The organism is Paenibacillus sp. FSL F4-0236 (assembly GCF_038000135.1).
In the GTDB taxonomy this organism is placed as follows: domain Bacteria; phylum Bacillota; class Bacilli; order Paenibacillales; family Paenibacillaceae; genus Paenibacillus_AQ.
Genome location: NZ_JBBOBK010000003.1, coordinates 1 through 18,018, shown reverse-complemented (window position 1 = coordinate 18,018; position 18,018 = coordinate 1). Strand labels below are relative to the sequence as shown.

Annotated in this window: 23 protein-coding genes, 12 tRNA genes and 1 rRNA gene; 2 read left to right on the top strand and 34 right to left on the bottom strand. The window is 45.8% G+C overall.

Going from position 1 to position 18,018, the window contains the following annotated elements; all coding sequences use genetic code 11:
* Positions 1-2: 2 nt before the first annotated feature.
* The 21 genes from NSQ29_RS31240 to NSQ29_RS31140 all read right to left on the bottom strand — a co-directional run bounded on the left by NSQ29_RS31240 (position 3) and on the right by NSQ29_RS31140 (position 15,474).
* Positions 3-695 (bottom strand): M15 family metallopeptidase, encoded by a 693-nt coding sequence (locus NSQ29_RS31240; protein WP_341126890.1) that lies wholly within the window; start codon positions 693-695, stop codon positions 3-5.
* Positions 696-1,100 (bottom strand): hypothetical protein, encoded by a 405-nt coding sequence (locus NSQ29_RS31235; RefSeq protein ID WP_094871759.1) that lies wholly within the window; start codon positions 1,098-1,100, stop codon positions 696-698. It abuts the gene before it with no gap.
* A 73-nt stretch (positions 1,101-1,173) separates the two neighbouring features.
* Positions 1,174-1,305, bottom strand: coding sequence for an XkdX family protein (locus NSQ29_RS31230; RefSeq protein ID WP_094871760.1), 132 nt, complete (start codon positions 1,303-1,305; stop codon positions 1,174-1,176).
* The gene (locus NSQ29_RS31225; RefSeq protein ID WP_341126889.1) at positions 1,305-1,667 is read right to left on the bottom strand and encodes a hypothetical protein; all 363 of its coding nucleotides are present in this window, start codon (positions 1,665-1,667) and stop codon (positions 1,305-1,307) included. Before NSQ29_RS31225 ends, NSQ29_RS31230 begins: the two co-directional genes overlap by 1 nt.
* Positions 1,668-1,915: 248 nt before the next feature.
* Complete coding sequence (locus tag NSQ29_RS31220; protein WP_341126888.1) at positions 1,916-3,490, bottom strand: hypothetical protein; 1,575 nt, start codon at positions 3,488-3,490, stop codon at positions 1,916-1,918.
* An 11-nt stretch (positions 3,491-3,501) separates the two neighbouring features.
* The gene (locus tag NSQ29_RS31215) at positions 3,502-4,113 is read right to left on the bottom strand and encodes a putative phage tail protein (protein ID WP_341059398.1); all 612 of its coding nucleotides are present in this window, start codon (positions 4,111-4,113) and stop codon (positions 3,502-3,504) included.
* 4 nt (positions 4,114-4,117) lie between these two features.
* Positions 4,118-4,453 carry a hyaluronate lyase N-terminal domain-containing protein gene (locus NSQ29_RS31210; protein WP_076300996.1) on the bottom strand — a complete coding sequence of 112 codons (336 nt, stop codon included), beginning with the start codon at positions 4,451-4,453 and terminating at the stop codon, positions 4,118-4,120.
* Between the two features lie 11 nt (positions 4,454-4,464).
* Complete coding sequence (locus tag NSQ29_RS31205) at positions 4,465-5,487, bottom strand: DUF2793 domain-containing protein (protein ID WP_341126887.1); 1,023 nt, start codon at positions 5,485-5,487, stop codon at positions 4,465-4,467.
* Position 5,488: 1 nt separating this feature from the next.
* A complete protein-coding gene (locus NSQ29_RS31200) occupies positions 5,489-5,902 on the bottom strand; it encodes a phosphoglucomutase (RefSeq protein WP_076300994.1) in 414 nt (137 codons plus the stop codon).
* 1 nt (position 5,903) lies between these two features.
* On the bottom strand, positions 5,904-6,962 hold the full coding sequence (locus tag NSQ29_RS31195; protein ID WP_341059394.1) for a baseplate J/gp47 family protein: 1,059 nt from the start codon (positions 6,960-6,962) through the stop codon (positions 5,904-5,906).
* Positions 6,955-7,386 (bottom strand): DUF2634 domain-containing protein, encoded by a 432-nt coding sequence (locus NSQ29_RS31190; protein WP_341126886.1) that lies wholly within the window; start codon positions 7,384-7,386, stop codon positions 6,955-6,957. The genes NSQ29_RS31195 and NSQ29_RS31190 overlap by 8 nt, the downstream gene beginning before the upstream one ends.
* Positions 7,383-7,679, bottom strand: a complete 297-nt coding sequence (locus tag NSQ29_RS31185) for a DUF2577 domain-containing protein (RefSeq protein WP_341126913.1) — start codon at positions 7,677-7,679, stop codon at positions 7,383-7,385. Before NSQ29_RS31185 ends, NSQ29_RS31190 begins: the two co-directional genes overlap by 4 nt.
* 5 nt (positions 7,680-7,684) lie before the next feature.
* Positions 7,685-8,647 carry an XkdQ/YqbQ family protein gene (locus NSQ29_RS31180; protein WP_341126885.1) on the bottom strand — a complete coding sequence of 321 codons (963 nt, stop codon included), beginning with the start codon at positions 8,645-8,647 and terminating at the stop codon, positions 7,685-7,687.
* 9 nt (positions 8,648-8,656) lie between these two features.
* Positions 8,657-9,409 (bottom strand): LysM peptidoglycan-binding domain-containing protein, encoded by a 753-nt coding sequence (locus NSQ29_RS31175; RefSeq protein ID WP_341126884.1) that lies wholly within the window; start codon positions 9,407-9,409, stop codon positions 8,657-8,659.
* Between the two features lies 1 nt (position 9,410).
* Positions 9,411-11,444, bottom strand: a complete 2,034-nt coding sequence (locus NSQ29_RS31170; protein ID WP_341126883.1) for a hypothetical protein — start codon at positions 11,442-11,444, stop codon at positions 9,411-9,413.
* Between the two features lie 190 nt (positions 11,445-11,634).
* Positions 11,635-12,057, bottom strand: coding sequence for a phage tail assembly chaperone (locus NSQ29_RS31165; protein ID WP_042131197.1), 423 nt, complete (start codon positions 12,055-12,057; stop codon positions 11,635-11,637).
* 113 nt (positions 12,058-12,170) lie between these two features.
* Entirely contained in the window at positions 12,171-12,641 is a 471-nt protein-coding gene (locus tag NSQ29_RS31160) for a phage tail tube protein (protein WP_042192125.1), read from the bottom strand.
* A gap of 1 nt (position 12,642) precedes the next feature.
* Complete coding sequence (locus tag NSQ29_RS31155) at positions 12,643-13,965, bottom strand: phage tail sheath family protein (RefSeq protein WP_339798863.1); 1,323 nt, start codon at positions 13,963-13,965, stop codon at positions 12,643-12,645.
* Positions 13,965-14,144 (bottom strand): hypothetical protein, encoded by a 180-nt coding sequence (locus NSQ29_RS31150; protein ID WP_234537626.1) that lies wholly within the window; start codon positions 14,142-14,144, stop codon positions 13,965-13,967. Before NSQ29_RS31150 ends, NSQ29_RS31155 begins: the two co-directional genes overlap by 1 nt.
* Complete coding sequence (locus tag NSQ29_RS31145) at positions 14,141-14,554, bottom strand: phage tail terminator family protein (protein ID WP_042192133.1); 414 nt, start codon at positions 14,552-14,554, stop codon at positions 14,141-14,143. Before NSQ29_RS31145 ends, NSQ29_RS31150 begins: the two co-directional genes overlap by 4 nt.
* A 425-nt stretch (positions 14,555-14,979) precedes the next feature.
* The gene (locus NSQ29_RS31140; RefSeq protein WP_042194591.1) at positions 14,980-15,474 is read right to left on the bottom strand and encodes an ArpU family phage packaging/lysis transcriptional regulator; all 495 of its coding nucleotides are present in this window, start codon (positions 15,472-15,474) and stop codon (positions 14,980-14,982) included.
* 287 nt (positions 15,475-15,761) lie between these two features.
* Here NSQ29_RS31140 and NSQ29_RS31135 point away from each other — a divergent pair, with 287 nt between their 5' ends.
* A complete protein-coding gene (locus NSQ29_RS31135; RefSeq protein WP_042192135.1) occupies positions 15,762-16,190 on the top strand; it encodes a helix-turn-helix domain-containing protein in 429 nt (142 codons plus the stop codon).
* 31 nt (positions 16,191-16,221) lie between these two features.
* Entirely contained in the window at positions 16,222-16,635 is a 414-nt protein-coding gene (locus tag NSQ29_RS31130) for an ImmA/IrrE family metallo-endopeptidase (RefSeq protein WP_042132516.1), read from the top strand.
* 100 nt (positions 16,636-16,735) lie between these two features.
* Here NSQ29_RS31130 and NSQ29_RS31125 read toward each other — a convergent pair.
* The 13 genes from NSQ29_RS31125 to rrf all read right to left on the bottom strand — a co-directional run bounded on the left by NSQ29_RS31125 (position 16,736) and on the right by rrf (position 17,951).
* Positions 16,736-16,809 (bottom strand) — tRNA-Pro (locus tag NSQ29_RS31125).
* Between the two features lie 14 nt (positions 16,810-16,823).
* Positions 16,824-16,897: transfer RNA gene (locus tag NSQ29_RS31120), tRNA-Gly, on the bottom strand.
* 11 nt (positions 16,898-16,908) lie between these two features.
* Positions 16,909-16,982 (bottom strand) — tRNA-Pro (locus NSQ29_RS31115).
* Positions 16,983-17,012: 30 nt separating this feature from the next.
* Positions 17,013-17,089: transfer RNA gene (locus NSQ29_RS31110), tRNA-Arg, on the bottom strand.
* An 8-nt stretch (positions 17,090-17,097) separates the two neighbouring features.
* Positions 17,098-17,172 (bottom strand) — tRNA-Gly (locus tag NSQ29_RS31105).
* A 6-nt stretch (positions 17,173-17,178) separates the two neighbouring features.
* Positions 17,179-17,262: transfer RNA gene (locus NSQ29_RS31100), tRNA-Leu, on the bottom strand.
* 15 nt (positions 17,263-17,277) lie between these two features.
* Positions 17,278-17,350: transfer RNA gene (locus NSQ29_RS31095), tRNA-Lys, on the bottom strand.
* A gap of 5 nt (positions 17,351-17,355) precedes the next feature.
* A tRNA-Gln gene (locus NSQ29_RS31090) sits at positions 17,356-17,430 on the bottom strand.
* A 43-nt stretch (positions 17,431-17,473) separates the two neighbouring features.
* Positions 17,474-17,549 (bottom strand) — tRNA-Val (locus NSQ29_RS31085).
* Positions 17,550-17,589: 40 nt separating this feature from the next.
* A tRNA-Glu gene (locus tag NSQ29_RS31080) sits at positions 17,590-17,664 on the bottom strand.
* 11 nt (positions 17,665-17,675) lie between these two features.
* Positions 17,676-17,751 (bottom strand) — tRNA-Thr (locus tag NSQ29_RS31075).
* Position 17,752: 1 nt separating this feature from the next.
* Positions 17,753-17,828: transfer RNA gene (locus NSQ29_RS31070), tRNA-Asn, on the bottom strand.
* Positions 17,829-17,834: 6 nt separating this feature from the next.
* Positions 17,835-17,951: ribosomal RNA gene (rrf, locus tag NSQ29_RS31065) — 5S ribosomal RNA — on the bottom strand.
* Positions 17,952-18,018 lie beyond the last annotated feature (67 nt).

Genomic DNA, 18,018 nt, shown 5'->3' with positions numbered 1-18,018 from the left:
CCTTAGTGAGTACTTTTAATCTCAACCGTCCTAGTGGTGGAATCATAACCCACCTGTGCACCTAGCGCTTCTGCAATAATACGAACGGGAACGTAGGTGATGCCTTTTTCAAGCACTCCATCTGCAACCTTAACCCCGTTAACCTTTACGACAGCAATTGCGTCACCCTTCAATTCTTCCTCCTCCTTCCTATTGATGACCTTATACGCTGACTCCACTGCGGATATTGAGGGCTTTGCCCCTGCTCGTAACTGTGTGAGTGTTAACCCAAACGCCATTTGAAAATGTGGATAGTCTTTAAAGTTCGTCCAATCGCCTCCCCATTCGAAGCCAAGTGCCTTGGCCTCTTTTACAACCTCCTGCCAATCTGCGATCTGGTTATTATTGCCGTCCAGACGCATATCCCAAGACACACTAGATCCATTAGGCAACAAAAGAGCAAAATCTACGGCTAATCCAAAATTATGATAGCTATACCCGCCACGCGCATTGGTGACAATCGCTCCAGGTTTAGTGCGACCTTGTGCGTAAAGAGCATCTTGCTCGGCAATTGTGCGAAGACCTTGCGTAATGAGTATGGGGATATTGAGTTTGTGACAGCGCTCGATTAGCGCAGTAGCAGCGGAACGGACTACGGGATATAGGTTGGTTAGGCGTTTACTTGATTTTTCTTTGATTTGGGACAAAGTGAGCATCTATACCCCTCCTTTAAATAAAAAGGCAATAATAGCAAAGATAGTACCAGCCAGAACGTATTTAAGTAGATCAACAAACACTTTTCTTTCGCTCTTGCTGTCCGTCTGGGATTGTTGCAATAACTGAAACACACGTGAGTCTAAAGTGTCCCAACGCCTCATAATCTCGTTAAATTGAATTTTCATTTCTATTGTTGATTGTTTTATTTGTTTCACATCTTCCTCATGACGCGATTGTTTTTCTTTTAATATTAGAAGCTCATTACTAAAACTAAGATGTTCCGTTCCAAATCTAAAGATTTCGTCTTGGATGACTACTAGTCTATTTTCAACATCTTCTAAACGGTGCTCAATGGGCGCTGCTTCAGCATCGCCTCCTCCTGAATTCACTCCCACAATGGTCATATAACAGCCCCCTTCTAAAGTGATAAATAAAACAGCCCTCGTAGCAGATACGAGGGCAAAATAAAAACGCCTACTATATGGCGCTATCTGTAATCTCTATAGCTTGCTCTGATGTGATCTTGTTGGCAGTTACAAATACTTGAACTTGATCCTTTGAATAACATCCTGCGTCATAATAGCTTTTAATGATTGCGTACCAATCCATTATAATACACCTCCCGTTACAAGAGTGAGCAGCAAGTCGGCGTGGTCTTGTTCCGCCTGGTTGAATCTAGCCTGTGTTTGCGCTAGTTCTAGCGTCAGCCCGGCATTATCGGACTCCACAAGCTCGATACGCTCGGACATAGGTACTTGATATACAAGCGCTTGCGGCTCGTCAGGTTCGATGTTAGGGTCAGGATAGCTAAACTCCAATCTTCCCGTTTCGATGCTTACCTTGTAGCCGCTGCACGCTGCAAAGTCTTGCTTGTATTGCTCGTAATCAAGATCTAAGCACCCCACCGTTTCCGCTACGCGTTCGGCTAGTGCTTTATAGACTGTTAAATCCAACGCCTGTGTTGTCTCCACCACATCGCCGGAACGCTCTCCGGTATCAACTAATACGTTACCTGTGGCGTTATCATAATAAATTTTTCTGCCTATTTAAATTTATATTCACTCCCTTTCTTAGCCCCAAGCCACCCATTTATATTCTTGAGCTACAATCTGATTATATGAATTAGTTACGGTAATACCGCCTGCAGTCGTTGTGATAGATCGCGTAAATTGTTTTGATGCTTTTGTATGCGCAAAAGTACATTACTATTTTCCTCCTTCTAATTCCATACCGCGGCTCCGCGTGCAGAGGCAGTAGAGTAACCTCCGCCGAGCGATGCTACTACGACGTGAACCAACATTACCTCACCATCCATATTGAACGGCTTCGAGAAAGATCCGTCCGCCGCAATGTCCCCATCGTGACCGAAGCCCCACATATATTGGGTACTAGGCATTGTAATTCGCCGCGACCGCTTATCTACTATTAGCCCCGTAGCTTGCTGCGTTGTGCTCATCGACCATCCGTCCACAAAGTGACGAATTAGCACTAACCGATTTCCATGGATGTCCTGCAGCACGATTGAATGATCCTGGTGGCTGTTGTTGTTCGACGTTCCGAAAAGAATCGAGCCAGCAAACGATCCGATAGTGAACCCGGCTGGAAATCTAAACATTTCCTCAGTCTTACCTTCAGCCCCTGCCTGCGTTGCAAAGTCAACCGATGTAAGCCCACCGACCCAGGGTTGGAGTGTGCCAACTAAGGTTCCTATAGAGACACCCGCGCGGACGTTACTAGGTACGAGAGTTGGAAATGTACTTTTTGTCCAGGTAACCCCATTATAGTAGCCCGCTTGCGGCATTAAGAACACATCGCCTGTCGCCCATATCTCTGCGGCATTTGACGGAGAGTGATTATTCTCCACAGATCTATTGACTATAGCTCCATCCTGCCCAAACATTGATACCCCTCGTAGCCAATTTGCAGGAACAACGTTAGGATCAGTGACTCGTATTTCGGGGTTTCCTACCGCCGTAGCTTTCAAATATGCCCCCGCTGGTATTCGGACCCAGCATCCACCACCCGCTGCCCATGCTGCACTAACGGAATTAGTGTATCCGTCCGTAGCACCTCTTTGTACTATCGCGCCATCAATTAGCCCGCCCTCTGTCCCTATCGTCTTACCCGCTAGCACGTCCGCTGCTGTCGCTGTTCCATAATCACCTCCTTCACCCTGTAAGATAAAAGCCGTCCCATCATATACAACCGTGTAAACTCCGTTCAGGGCAAGTGTTGCCGCATTTCCATTGGGTTTCTTGATTGCTTTGGCCCCTAAAACATTAGGATTGAGTGTAGGATTAACTCCGCTAGCAATATGTGTTTTGAAACTAAATTTCAATCCTGCTATCAGCGTAGTAGGTACTGGGCTAAGTGTAATGGTATATGCGGTGGCTGTACCAGCTGTAGTACCGAATCCAGTGTTGTTATTCAGTAGTGTCCTGTCCGCAGCAGACATCAAGCCATTCGTAGCAGTTGTAGCTACGGCTGTACCGGCTTTCGCATTCCACGCCGTCTTTTCAGCATCTGTAACAAACCGATTACTCGCGTCTTGAGCAATAATAGCTGGTGGATGTGTAGCTGGGTGGGTATAGTTAGTTGCACCCGCAGCAATCCCCGCCAGCTTAGTTTTCTCAGCTGCGGTGTAATCGTTAGTCGACAGCTGTTTCCCAGTAACTTTATCAACCTTGCCATTAACGGCATTATCCAAGATATCCATATTCCCGTTCAGATCTGCGATATCAACAATGTCTGTTCCCTCGGGCTTCTTTAACCCCAAATTTCCTGTCGTTTGCATGTGTCACTCTCCTATCTATAAGTTCTTAATTCGTTCCATGTTTTACTGTGGGCACTCTCCCAGGTCAAAGCCTTAACAGAGTCCCACCAGGTATAGCTGAACACAAATTCATAAGCCAAATGCGCAGGTTTAATCTCTTCGATGATTTGAATCAACCCTGCCATATTGGGAGGGATGCCCAACGTACTTACAAAATGAATCTCAAAACGGTACTCATCAGGCACTTCCTTCACTTCAACCACTCCACCTGAAAAAGCAGACGCTGTCCGCTGGATCATCTCCGGCGTTGTCGTCCCGTTTCCACGCAGCTTCGCCTTAATCATCTCTCGGCGTGTGGCATATGACTTGGATGAATCGATATTTAGTCCAAGCTCAGCCTCCCAACGTCCAAGGCTCACCGTTGCTGTTTCAACAAACGCTTGATCCAGTACATCTACAGTGCCTACCTTCAGTCCACCAATTTCTAGCCCGATGGTCTCCTGAAGCTTCTCCATTTCACGGACATCCTTATAATAATCCGGCAAATACTGCATTAGATCAGGCGCCTCGACTTCACCCGGATGATTCGAATCTTCATCTGCGGAATACAATAATTCGCTGAATAAAGAGTTGCCATAGCTCATCCCCCTACACCCCCTTCAGTTGATTCCAGGTTAGGGGCCCTTTGGGCAAATAATCATGTGTATGCGCCGCCGGAGGAAACACTGCTGGTTTACCCGCTACCCCCGCCCAAGCTACACTATCCGCTTGTTGCGCGAAATCCACCTTGCCATTGTTATTCGTATCGTAAATACTTTTCAGCATGTCCCCGGTACTTTGTGCCGCAACTAGCAAGACATTCCCAGCAGCAGAACCGATATATAGCTTCCCACTGTCTGTACAGTAGCCAAGCTCACCAATAGCCAGTGCTCCAATCGCACTTTCCAATCCGCGGCGTATTTGAATCAATGTCTTTAAAGCCATTGTCCCGCCCCCTAGAAAGTTCCGCCATCAATACTGGCTACGGTAAGTTTATTGCCATTCGCAGCATCATAAATGATGCTACTTCCATCCACACTTACAGCTACACCGGATCCATCTACGGTGATCCCTTTTCCAGCCGTAACCGCAATCGCGTCTGCAGTAACCGTGATTCCATTGCCTGCACCAATATTCAGTGTCACAGCATCGGCCTGACCACCACCAATCAGCCCGTTCCCAGCTGTAATGGTCTGTAGCGCACCACCCGTGCGTACCCATGCGCTGCCATTCCAGCTATAGATCTTTTGCTCATCATCGACGTAAGCGGTCCAGCCTACGGCCGGAACATAAAATACCCAAGCAGCAGATTGGTACTCCACGATTTGATTCGTTTTCCCCGCCCATGCCCCAGTTGCTCCCGCTGGAATAATGTATCGGTCACCCTCAACCGGACTGGCAGGTGGAGCCAGCAGGTTCTGATCTTTTACCGACGCTTGCGGTTCGATGTTATGCTTTGCTAGCTCAATTTCATTTTTAATCTTTTGCGCTGACCACAAATCTGTAATCGTAGTCCCGGCATCATTGATCGTCCGGTGCTTGGTCACATCGTCAATGTGAGTCTTGATCTCAGCGGCAGTCTTTACATTCGTGCCATCTGATACTTTATTGATATGTCCCGCACTAATATCCGCTTTAAGCACCTTCGCGTAGGTTGCTCCATCAGCGATATCATCAATTGTACCTGTCAGATCGCTAAGCTTCTGCGCGTTCACCCGCCGCCAAGCTGCCCCATCATCAAAATGCAAATATCCGCTATTCGTACCCGTAGTCACGTAATACAAACGGCCAACGGCTCCTGCAACCGGACGCGAAGCTTCTGGCCCGGACAACGCCCTTCCGACCATGGAATTAGACGTGCCGTCACAAATATAAACTTCCTTAGTATCACTGCAAAAACCAAGCTCACCCGCCTTCAACACGCCATAACTCGTTAGCTCAGCCTTTGTTCCCCGCTTTATTTGTATAGTCTGTGCCATTTTACACCTCTCTTCTGAATGATCCTCCGTCAATCTGACCCTTGTTCTTATACCGTTCTATTTCAGTTTGAACAGCGGTAATACTTACCTGCAAACCATTAATATCATCCGCTTCAACTGTATCCCCGGGGGTTTCGTAAGTCACATAAACCTCGGGCACATCGGCAAAAATCTTAATCAACCGCCGCCATGGCGCTTCATCCGGAAAAGACACCGTAAAATTACGTAGCTCGATCCCGGAATACTGTGACCCTGTGTACACCGCGATGGTCTGATTATTGATGTTGTCATGCGCAAGCGCACCACTATACATGCCATTTACAAGCGGTAATCTCTCTTCAATAACATAGCTGCCACCATTTGCTTTTTTATTAAGCTTTTCTTGAAAAATATCAACTTTCTCCGGGTAACCCATGCTACACCTCCAGTAAAACGTTGCCGAACAAAGGTATTTCTTCTTCGTTCAACATTACGTTGCCCGCTCCACCGTTCAGCTTCAGTTCACTGTAATCCGCGACTCCCTCAGTAGCTAGCAATAGTGCACCGATTACTGACTGGCTAATATAGGTTGCTGAAAAAGCCTTCTCCTTGCGATAACTCTCAAGAATCCCCTTGAATTCATCATTTACAGCTTGCAGCGCATAACCTGAAGCGAGGGTAACTTTTGCGCTTACACTAATACTTTTGCCTTTCGCCGACGCTACTGTTACAACTGCACCTACGGGTGCTTGCCCCTCACCCGCTCCAGAGACCGGATCAATGTAATGCTGAACCTTAGTCACCAGTAGCTCAGAAGCAGGTTTTTTCTCAGCGTCCACAACAATCACCTTCACCGTCTTAGGACCGTTCCATAACGGAAAAACACGTGCACCTCCCACACCCACAACCTGCATCGCCCACTCCATATAGTGATATTTATTGCCGCTAGTAGCTGGGCGTCTGGCTGAATCCAAATAACGCTGGCGTAGCGATTCATCACTTTCGGCGTTCTCCCCAGGGATCAGAAGAGAAGCTATTTCTCCGCGCGCAAGGTCTGAAATATAATCCACTGGCAGCAAAGAACCAAAATATCGGTTTCCTTCTTCTCCAGCGGTTTCACTTTCTAGCCGATACACTCCAGGAGATAGCTTCTCCACAGCCATATAATTCAGCATATCGAGTGAGAAGCGGCTACCGAGAGGAACATCCACATATCCCCCATCCGCTTTATAAAAAATTCCTTTTAGCTGCGCCTTGCTCGCTTCACGCCTTACAATTCCTGACCAGGAGATACTTCGCTCCAAATACTCACCGGTAGCCGTATCTGCAAAATACAGATTATTATTCACATCCAGCTCAATGTACATTTGCGCCAGCTCTGCTGCTGCCGGAGCGAGCGCGTCATAAATGATGCTACCCTCTCGTTTATCCAGACCTGACGGAACCCGGTCCAGCATCCGCTCTAAAAGAGCCTCATACGTTTGATCCTCATACATCCTCATTCCACTCCTTTCTCAGCTGAAAATTCCCATAACGTGTGACCACCTTACAATCAAAAGTTAGATTATCCCCGTTAAAAGAAACCTCAATATTCTCTAAGCTAAGGATTCGTTCATCCTGAAGTAAGGCCTCACTAATGACACGTCTGATTTCAGCTCTGACCAACAGCCGATCCTTACCCAGAACCAGCTGCCACTCTGTTCCGTAATCCGAACTGTAAATCAGATGTTCAAATCTATCGGTTCGCAGAATTTTGGCCGCTGCCTGCTGCACTGCCTCAAGTCCATCCGCTTGGCCAGTGATCCTTTTTCTGTCCCAATCCATTCGGTAGGTTAGACTGGGGCTTTCCCCACGTTCAAGGTTGACCTCGCCTTCAAGAAGGGCTGTTATCGGTCCAGATTTTCCAATCGCAGGAATCATATCGGACTCACCAGCCGATCCAGAACAATATAGCTTTGTCCACCCTGCATCCGAACCATCAGAACCCGATCACCAGAGGCAAGTCCTCGACGCACTACCACTTCTCTACCCTCTAGCTCGACTTTACATTCCATTACCGATTCAGGCAGCACTAGCGCATTCCCCGATAAAATAAAACGTTGATCCACCTGGATCTGCAAAGGAGCTGCCTCCGTTACCATCCCATAAGAAAAAGCCACGGGATTTGTATTTCCCACGGCTCCTAAGCTTGCTTTTTTTATAATATCCAACATCATTTCTACACCACCTTTATATCGAGGGACATCGTATGCTCCCCACCGGAAATCTTATGACTGCATTGATCCACCAGAAACACCTGAGTCTTGAATTCATCAAGCAGGACATAAATGAAATTACCAGCCCTTACGCGCATATCACCAATCGCCTGTACGGAGAGACTAAGCTTTTCACGGTTGTGCATTTTTAGCAGATTATTTGCCTTCTCCTGAATTTGTGCAGCATTCGCTTTGTCATCGGCCTTCTGATACAAGTGCAGGATACCCCAGCGTTTCACATTATCCTTATCGCTAACCGGAAAGAAATCACGCTTACCAGACTTCTCGTTATCCTTGTATAGAAAAATGGTGTTGTACGTATCATCATCAATACTTTTTTTGAGCGAATAATCGTACAGATAATGCCCCGCTCCCAGCACTAGGTTAAGCAGCATAGACTCCGGTTTACGCAGTGTAAGCTTGCCAAAATCATCGTAAAAAGCCATCAACCGCCCCTTATACTGAAGCTCACTGCCGATCGCTCCCATAATGATGTCCAGTAGCTTTTTGTCATCTTCAATTAATGAGGGAATTCGGTACTCTGTATTCTCCAGCACACCTGTCTTCAGGCCGTAGTCCTTGGTTATTTTAGTAATAACATCGCTAGCCGTGACATCCTGCAAAACATAACTACCATTGCCTAGTAAATAACGAATCTGATCATAAGCAGTCAGCTTAATCTCCTGATCCGAGCCTGTATCAATGCTGAACGCAAACCCGTAGAATACATCCACATTATCTTTGCTGAACTGAATAATATCACCGTTGCTGATGCTAAACTTGGGATGCTGATAGATACCACTGTCCACAAGTGTTAACTCTAGCGTTGATGGTTTGCCTGAACGAGCAGTTTTCCATGTAATATCGGAGACGATACCTGAAATATCCCATAAATGTCCTTCCTTATTCTTTACAAGTAGCTCCATAACAGCCTCCTACGGTAGCTTAATGACCTTACCGATTGGAAGCTTCCTCAGCTCACTATCTTTAATGCCATTAAGTTTCTGGATTTCTCCACACCTTTTGCCATCTCCAAGAATTTCTTTAGCGATTTTCCATAGATTGTCTTTAGATTTCATGATATACGTTTTAGGTTTGGGCTTTTCATTAGCCCGCTTCTGTTCTACCTTCACTTCATCTTTGACAACCTTAACTGCTACCGCTTGATAGAATACATACTTTTTGAGAGATAAAGAATATTCAATATCCCCTGATGTACCCGCACTGAGCTTCCAAGTGAAGCCTTCGATACTCATAGCCATATTCACACCGAAATCAATTTCTATGGATTTATCCTCACTAGTCGATGATTCCTTTAACCATTTCTGAGGGTTGTTTAGCTTCCCATCAGCTTTTTTCAAGTCATCAGCATAACTCACCCCAGAGAATACAAAACGAATAGGTCTGCGACTAGTCATCCACTTCTTAATCAGCTCCACATATTCAAAAGGTCTCTTCAACCCGTCCTCTTGCACCAATACGAACGGATATTTTTGTGCCGGAAAAATACTTTCAATTGTAATCTCCGTAAGCTTCGGATAAGCAATCGTATTGATCTCACCCAAATCGATAATGGTATAGCTTTTCCCATCCCCGCTCTCTTTGATCTCTAAGGTCTCCGGGTTGACTGGCAGCCGGAATGCTTCCGCCTGATTATTAAAACCAAGAAAAATCCCGTACTCTTCCACGTTACGTATACACCCCCTGCGCTGTAGAGACAAACTCTTCGTTCAGCTTTTGCCCGATCTTGTTGATAATCGTATCAATGTCTCCAGCATTGTTGATATTTCCAGTTGTTACCTGCACCGTCGGCGTCAGCTGCACAAAATTCTGGATCGCCTGAATCTCCGCCAGCTCCCTCAGCATTTTCAGATCATCGCTGGAGATGTCTACGGTGTCGTTGATGGAGCCGAGTTCATTCACACGGTTGACGGTGTTCAGATTACCCGGAACCCCTGCATTTTGAAAAGAACCTGCAGCTGTAGGCGTATTTAGCGCAGGCGTCGTAGGAACTACTGGAATATCAGGTACGGTTGGCGTTTTCGGAGACTTTGACAAATCCCCTGGATGAGTAGTATTCCACTGATTTAATGTGTTGTTATTACTCTTATTTCCACCTACATTCAGTTTTTCTTTAAACTTATTGATATCAAAATTTTGGATGTTTTCTGCCCCTGAATTAAAAGAAGCTCCAATGTCCATTTGCAAATCCTTTTTGAATTGACTGCTATCAACCTCTTCAATATGAAGATTGATCTCCGACTCTATACCAATAAATTTGCCAACAGCTCCAACTACTTTATTTATACTATCTAGCAAAAAGTTCACAGCGCCAATAATACCATTAACAAATCCGGTCCAAAGATCGATAACAAAGCCCACAAATTCTGCAACGAGCTGTCCCAGTCCCCTGAACATATTCGCCAAAAAGTCCCTCACAGGCTGAAGGGCTGCCACAATCCCTAAAAATGCTACTATAAGTGCAACTATAAGCCCTATTACAAGTGCAATTGGATTAGCACTCATCACAGCGTTGAAAATGCCTTGGGCTGCGGTAGCAATTCCGGTAGCAATAGATGAAATTCTAGTTGCAATTGTTGAGGCATTCATCGCGATTGCTAAGGCAATAACTCCAGCAACAACACCCAAAACAATCGGCAAAACAACAGGGTTACTAAGAACACTCCAGAGATACAATGCACCTTGTACGACCTGCGAGAATACTTGTGCAAGTATCGCCAGTCCAATCGCTATCCCATCGATAATTGGCTGAAAGCTTCCATCTGAAAATGCCTGGTTAAGAATGCCTAATAGTGGTGACAATGCCGCAAGAGCACCTTCTCCCATACCAGCCAGAGAGTTGTTATAGTTTCCAAGAAGAGCTTGCCATTGATTAACGGGTGAATCCATCATGGTTTGTAGCGAATCACTCGTCATCCCTGACGTTGTCATAATATCTCCCAAAGTACTCAAAAAGGCTTCCATATTGCCCGTTCCGGCCACTAGATCAAGTCCACCCAGATCCTCTTTATCCACCTGAAGCATGGATGCTAAATCACTAGAATCCCCCTCAAAAGCAGAAGTAATCGCCGATGAAGTATCACCAATATCTTTACCCTCCGGAGACATCATGCTTAGCCTTGTGGAATAATCCATAAGCTTATCTAGCTGATCCGTATTTTGAGTTTTAGGATAAAACGACAAGACACTTTCCATGGACTTGTTTACATCCTGCCCGGTATCTAGTGCCCTCTTCTTGAACTTATCAAACATTGCCACACCAACATCAGCATTTCCGGTTTTCGCTTTAAAAAGATCCTCCCATTTTTGCTGTTCAGCTGCAGGCGCAAGCACCTTTTCCATAACTCCTTTAACTTTTTCCAGCACACCTTTGGCTTTCCCAAAAGCACCGGTGATCTTTTCCCATGTACCCGCCTGCTGCTCAGCACCTGCTGCTCCTTGTTCTGCCGCATCGTTCAGTCTCTCCTGAGCCTGTACTGCGCCTCCAATAGAAGCTTGAATCCTGGTATAAGCTGCACTGTAATTGTTAGTGATGTTGTACACGGGCTTATTGACTATTTTCATACTGATTCGGTTTAAAGTTGCGGAAAAGGAATTTGAAATATTTGCAGAAACCTGAGTTGTAATTTGATTGGTTATATCATTAATCCATTGATTGGAGACTTGCTGGATTCCAGCTATATTGTTTTGCATACCTGCCATTCATTCACCCCCTATCTCTTCCTCGCCTTACTCCGTGCCTGATCCCGCTTCTCCTTCTCCACACGAACAGCAATCATCGCATAAATTGCGGCACGTTCACGTGAAGACAGCTTCATTAGCTCATGCGGTAAAATATGAAGCTCGTGGAGGGCGTAGTAAGCTAAGTTCGCTTCACTGTCGCCCTCGTTGATTAGTTTTTTACTTCATCCACCAGCTCGTTCATATCTGTACCGAAGCCATTCAAGGCCTGTACCCGTTCACCCAGTGCCGCGAATTCACCTGGAAGCAGCATTTTACGCAGCAGCGTTTCGGCACCAAGAACGCCATAAGAACGCTGTAGCTCAGCATTTTTCAGATCTGGATGCACTACACTTGAGGTCATAAGCTTAGCCATATAATCATTCGGTTCAATCTCGGAGGTATACACTCCGTTCTTACCTTTGACCTTACGAGTAGCTGCTTTACGGCATTCCTGATTCTCATCCTCGTTCATACTGCGTAGCTTCCAGGCAACTGCGTTTCCTTCCTTATCCTTAAACCGCTGCGATACCACAAACTCCTCGGTCGTGTCACATGCTACATTTTGCGCAAAAAACAAACTTAATTCACTCATTGTCTTCCTCCTAAAATGATTTAGTTTCTTCTAGTACTACTAACTAGACAGAGAAGAGACCCGCCGCTCACCTGCACGCCCGGGCCTTACTTGCTCCTATCTAGTTGTCTTTATTAGTTTCCAGAGCCGGCCGGAGCGCCAAAAGCTTGCACAATCTGCACGTCTTCAAAGGTAAAGCTCACTTCTTCTTCCAGCGCATCTGATTCTGTATCAAGAGAAGCCATGATGACACTGTCAAGGTTCACTCCTTTTAAAATAATGCGTTGTGCTCCCACACTGGACGATGGGTCTTCATTCGTAACCTCAATATCGAAATATTGATCGACACCTGTATTCATATAATCGAGCATCATCTGGCGGAAACGGCTAGTCATATAAAAAATCGTCATCGAACCGCTGCCCGACCATCCAGTCGCTTTATGCTGAACACCACGGCGGCCTAGAGTCTTCACCTCTGCCTTTGTTTTTTCTACCGTAGCTTCAAGCGTCTTCACATAGAACATCTCTTCAGCTTGCGTACCAATCACGGCATACGCACGGCCCTCCTGGCCGGAAATCGTATCACTAGCTTTTAAAAATGCCATCTTAAACCACCTTCACTTTCATATATACTTTTTCTACGGAATCTACCGGTTTCACAGCCACATCCAGCACGATACTATCACTATCCGCACCAGCCACAACGACAACATCTGTCTGCGCGTTAAAGCCCTCAATCGCACCCATATCCTGCAGATCATTCATATAAGTCGCACATTGTGACCAGAACAGAGCCCGTCCATCTTCATTATTCGCTACCTTACCAATGTAGTAGTTCTCAAAAATACGCTTCAGATCATTCGCAATCCCATCCAGCACGCGTAGCACACGATTTTTGGAGAACGCTTTGCCTTTATCCGGAGAAAATGCCGTAAACGTGTTAATATCTTGCTCCACCACAGCTCGCCCTCCACTGTAAGTAAAGAGCAATTCACCTCGCAGCAAAGCTGCAGTCGTCTCAGAATGGCTAAGCCGCACATCAGCGTCAACGGAGTCGTCATATCCCTGATAAGTCAGTGATTGATTCACCTCAGCAGCAGCCGTAGCACCGGCCACCCAAGCAACAGCATTGTTGTTATCAATCCTAGTTCCGTCACTCAGTACTACCCCATTCTTCACGCTGATCACACCCTCATGACCCGCAGTAGCATAATCCGATAGTACAGCCTGCACTTTCTTACCTTCCGTATCCCGCAGTCTTCTCACCCAAGAGCTATACAGCGCCTTAAGCGTACTATCCTGTGATACTAGTCCAACCGTTTGGAACTCAAGCACCTCAAGAGCAGACAAGAAATCGCTATGCGCACCATTTGTCACCGTACCATTAGCTCCGCCAATAAGCGGCATCCCTGCGGTTAGCTTCAAGCCTTCTGCACCATTTTTCTGGAATTGTACATAATCGTTAGCGACCAACTCTTCAGCCGTTCCAACCGTTTGTTTATTCAGTTCAGTTCCATTCAGCAGTGTCTTTACATCAAAAAGAGCATTATTCTCAATATTCTTTTCAATAACAACAGAAAGATCGTTTCCGCGTACACCGCCGTATTTAGCCGTTACTTGCAGACCACTATTCGTAACTGCCGCTTTAACCCCTTCATTCAATCGATAGAGCAGTAACGTTCCCGCACGTTTCAGCGCTTCGCGTACTGGCAGTAATGTTAGATGTTCCAAATCATAACCTAGCAGCTTATTCACGTCGTCCTGCGGGGTAATCTCCATGATCACTCCAGGTTCTCCCCATGATAAGGCAAGTGCCAAAGCAGTAATCCCGCGTTCTCCCATTTTGCCGATGGCACCTTGATTCGATGCTACATTTACGTACACCCCTGGGCGCACTTTGTTTTGAGTTGTCCATGTTCCGCCTGCCATTAGTTCAAAACCTCCTTATTAATAAACAATCCCATAGATTGCTTCGCTTCTTCGATCGTATAACTTTTGTCATCCTGCAAAATAACGTTCAGCACATCCTTTTCCTTAGCCGTAAAAAGCGATGAATTCACAATCTGCTCTTTACCAAAACGATCTCCATTACTCACCTTTGTGCTCATTTCAGTCTTTCTCCTCCTATCATATGTCCCATCTTAATGGGGTCAGGCTTCTCACTTTGCAAATACACCATATAGTCTGTTGTAAAAAGCGGTCCATGCCCCTCTACCCCAGCTTCCCAGGCTTGCCTAGCTACACGAAAGGAGCCACCCTCTTGCTCCATCCCTGCCATTGCCTCACTCAGCTTATCTGCCATTCTCTCAGCTTCCAGCAGACTGCCTTTTTCATAACGGATACCGAAGCGATAGACCGCTAAATATCGGCCTTCCCGCTGCCGATCCAGTGTCGCTGAGATCAGTCCGGGATAAAAATAAGCCGTCTGAGGTTTCTCCCCCTCCACATACACAGGCACATCTGGAAAATACCGCTCCAGCGCACTCGTAATGTGTTCTCGTAATTGTTGTACCGACATCACTCCATTCCTTTCTGAACTGCGGCGGTTCGCCGATCCTTGATGGTGTTAACCTTCAATTGCATTAACATTTAAGAAGACACCCCCTCTACTAAAATTAAGAACAAAAAGGATACTATCCAATGTTGGATAATACCCTTCTATACTAGGCCAATGCCAAAAGAATCTTTCACCGCTAGATTTGTTCTCATCACCACTAGGGTTGAACTATTAGCAGAGCATTCATGCTCTTGCGGTGTTCTTTTTGCTTCATTTGCCATGTTATAAATATACACCCCTATTTGCCTTGCAGAGACGGTATACCGACGAGGTTTAAGCTAGCTTTGGGATGGTATAGAGCGGTTTTTCGGAGGATCATAAAATCAATAAAAAAAGACCGCATCATCCGCTCGGACGACACAGTCTTTAGTAACCGTCTATATCTCTTAAGTAATACTAATCTTCTCTTTCTTCACTCTAGGTGCTGTTATTAAAGTGTTAAGGGACAGTAGACCGAGATCCGTTAAAGCCAAAGCCATCTTATAAAAAGCCTTCGAGCGTATCTTCACGTAAGTATCCTTACTTACCGGTGGATCAAACACATGATTGTAAATCGTATAATCGTACGTTTCGTCTCTTTTCATATAACGCTCTCTTACTAATTGCTGTTCCCTCGTATCGAGTCTTTCTACCACAGAGTCTATCGCCGAGCAAAAAGCCCTCCTAGCAGCCGGTATATCCACATTATAAGAAGCTATCGCAGCAGTCTGATCAGTAACAGTATTCGTAGGACCATGAAATCTTTCTGTATACGAATAAGTAGTACTGGCTTCCTTAGCCTCAAATGTAACGGTCTTAAAAATACGGTATTTCTCCAACATGCTCTCTATAGCGACCTGGGTTCGGCGACGGTCTAGCTCCGGTAAAGCAGATAAGTTCATCATTTTATGCACTCCTTTAGGTTTTAACAGAATGAGATTAAATTGCGGAAGTTTCCTAAGCAATGTGCTAAAATATAAAAGTGTTCGTATTCTGTTCGTATTTTTCTATAATATACCACTTCTCTACCAATCTCGTAAAACCCCGTTTGAGTCTGTTTTGGGCGAAAAAGAATAGCTTTCCCTCCATTATCTTGCCTTTTGGCAATAATATACGCTTTGTTGTTTACCAATTGGCAAAAATGACTTATATTAATAACATAAGCTTCAGTCTATAAGGAGTGGTTGAGATGAAACAGGATTTTGGGGATTATATGAAGCAACTTCGCGAAACTAAGGGACTTACTATTAATCAATTGGCAGCAGCAGCAGGTATTAGCGGATCACAGATTTCACGGATTGAAAATGGTCTAAGAGGTGTTCCTAAGCCAACTACATTACGCAAAATAGCAGAGGCTACAGGAGTCCCGTACGAGGAGCTAATGGATCAAGCGGGGTATTTGCAGGAACAGGCTCTTCCAAGCGAAGAGATTGTCCCAGAGTGGGCTACAAGCAAGGATAAACGTGACTTCCGTAAAATGCTGGAGGATGATGGAGAGCTGATGTTTGATGGGATTCCACTAGACAAGGATGACAAACAGAGGATAAAAGATGTACTGACCGGCTTATTCTGGGAAGCCAAACAGATGAACAAGAGAAAGAAATCCAACAACACTTAATAACTACACTAACATGCTGCAGGTGAAGAATATGGATGAACTGATCAATAATCTGATTAAAAAATATAAAACCAACTGTCCGTTCGAGCTGGCCTCAGCGCTAGGTATTCATATTCGCTTCATGAACCTTGGGACAGGCACAAAGGGATTATATTACCGAAAATTAAGAAGAAGATTTATCGTCATTCATAATGAGTTGCCAGTTGAGTGGCAGCGCTTCGTTTGTGCGCATGAATTAGGACATGATCGTCTTCATAAGGGGATTAACCGCTTTTTTCTAGAGGAAAGCTCCTACTTCTCTCCTGGGAAGCTTGAACGTCAAGCTAATGTCTTTGCTGTAAAGCTACTATCCACAGGCAGTAATCCTGAGCAAGAAGAGTCATGGAAAAGTTATTACCTACGGATTGGTATTCCACCAGAAGTACAATTTCTTTTGGAAGAATGATAGAACATATGTTATATGATTTATGCGTGTTTTAATTCTATACATAACAAAAAAAGCTCTTACCGAAGTAAGAGCTTTTGAGCAGCGATTAAGCTGAGTATCGGGATGACACGATTTGAACATGCGACCCCCTGGTCCCAAACCAGGTGCTCTACCAAGCTGAGCTACATCCCGTTACTATAAAATTATGGAGCGGGTGATGGGAATCGAACCCACGCTATCAGCTTGGAAGGCTGAAGTTCTACCATTGAACTACACCCGCAAAGGTGAAAATCGGGATGACACGATTTGAACATGCGACCCCCTGGTCCCAAACCAGGTGCTCTACCAAGCTGAGCTACATCCCGTTAAAATATTATGATTGCTTAATAAAAAAATGGCGCGCCCTGAGAGATTCGAACTCCCGGCCTTTTGATTCGTAGTCAAACGCTCTATCCAGCTGAGCTAAGGGCGCAAAAATTATGGAGCGGACGACGGGAATCGAACCCGCGACCCTCGCCTTGGCAAGGCGATGCTCTACCGCTGAGCCACGTCCGCAATAAGTGGTGCGCGTGAAGGGACTTGAACCCCCACGTCGTGAAACGCCAGATCCTAAGTCTGGTGCGTCTGCCATTCCGCCACACGCGCATATAATAATAAAAGTGAGCCATGAAGGACTCGAACCTTCGACACCCTGATTAAAAGTCAGGTGCTCTACCAACTGAGCTAATGGCTCGCACTTGGCTGGGGATATAGGATTCGAACCTATGAGTGACGGAGTCAAAGTCCGTTGCCTTACCACTTGGCTAATCCCCATTGATGGTACCTCTATGTTGCCCATAATCTCTCAGGAAGATTATGGTGGAGGCTGAGGGGATCGAACCCCCGACCCTCTGCTTGTAAGGCAGATGCTCTCCCAGCTGAGCTAAGCCTCCATATCTATGGGACCCTCTAAGGGTAAGTACAAGTAAAAGTTGGTGACCCGTATGGGATTCGAACCCATGTTACCTCCGTGAAAGGGAGGTGTCTTAACCCCTTGACCAACGGGCCTTGCAAATCTGTGGAGCTCTCAACCGGATTCGAACCGGTGACCTCTTCCTTACCATGGAAGCACTCTACCTGCTGAGCTATGAGAGCATGGCTCCCCGAACAGGACTCGAACCTGTGACAACTCGATTAACAGTCGAGTGCTCTACCAACTGAGCTATCAGGGAATATCCGCTTGGCAACGTCCTACTCTCCCAGGACCCTTCGGTCCAAGTACCATCGGCGCTGGAGGGCTTAACGGTCGTGTTCGGGATGGGTACGCGTGGAACCCCTCCGCTATCGCCACCAAACGGGCATTTACATCGTAAATGCTCAGGCTTGATGCCTGAAAACTGAATCCGAATTGAATTTGCGTTC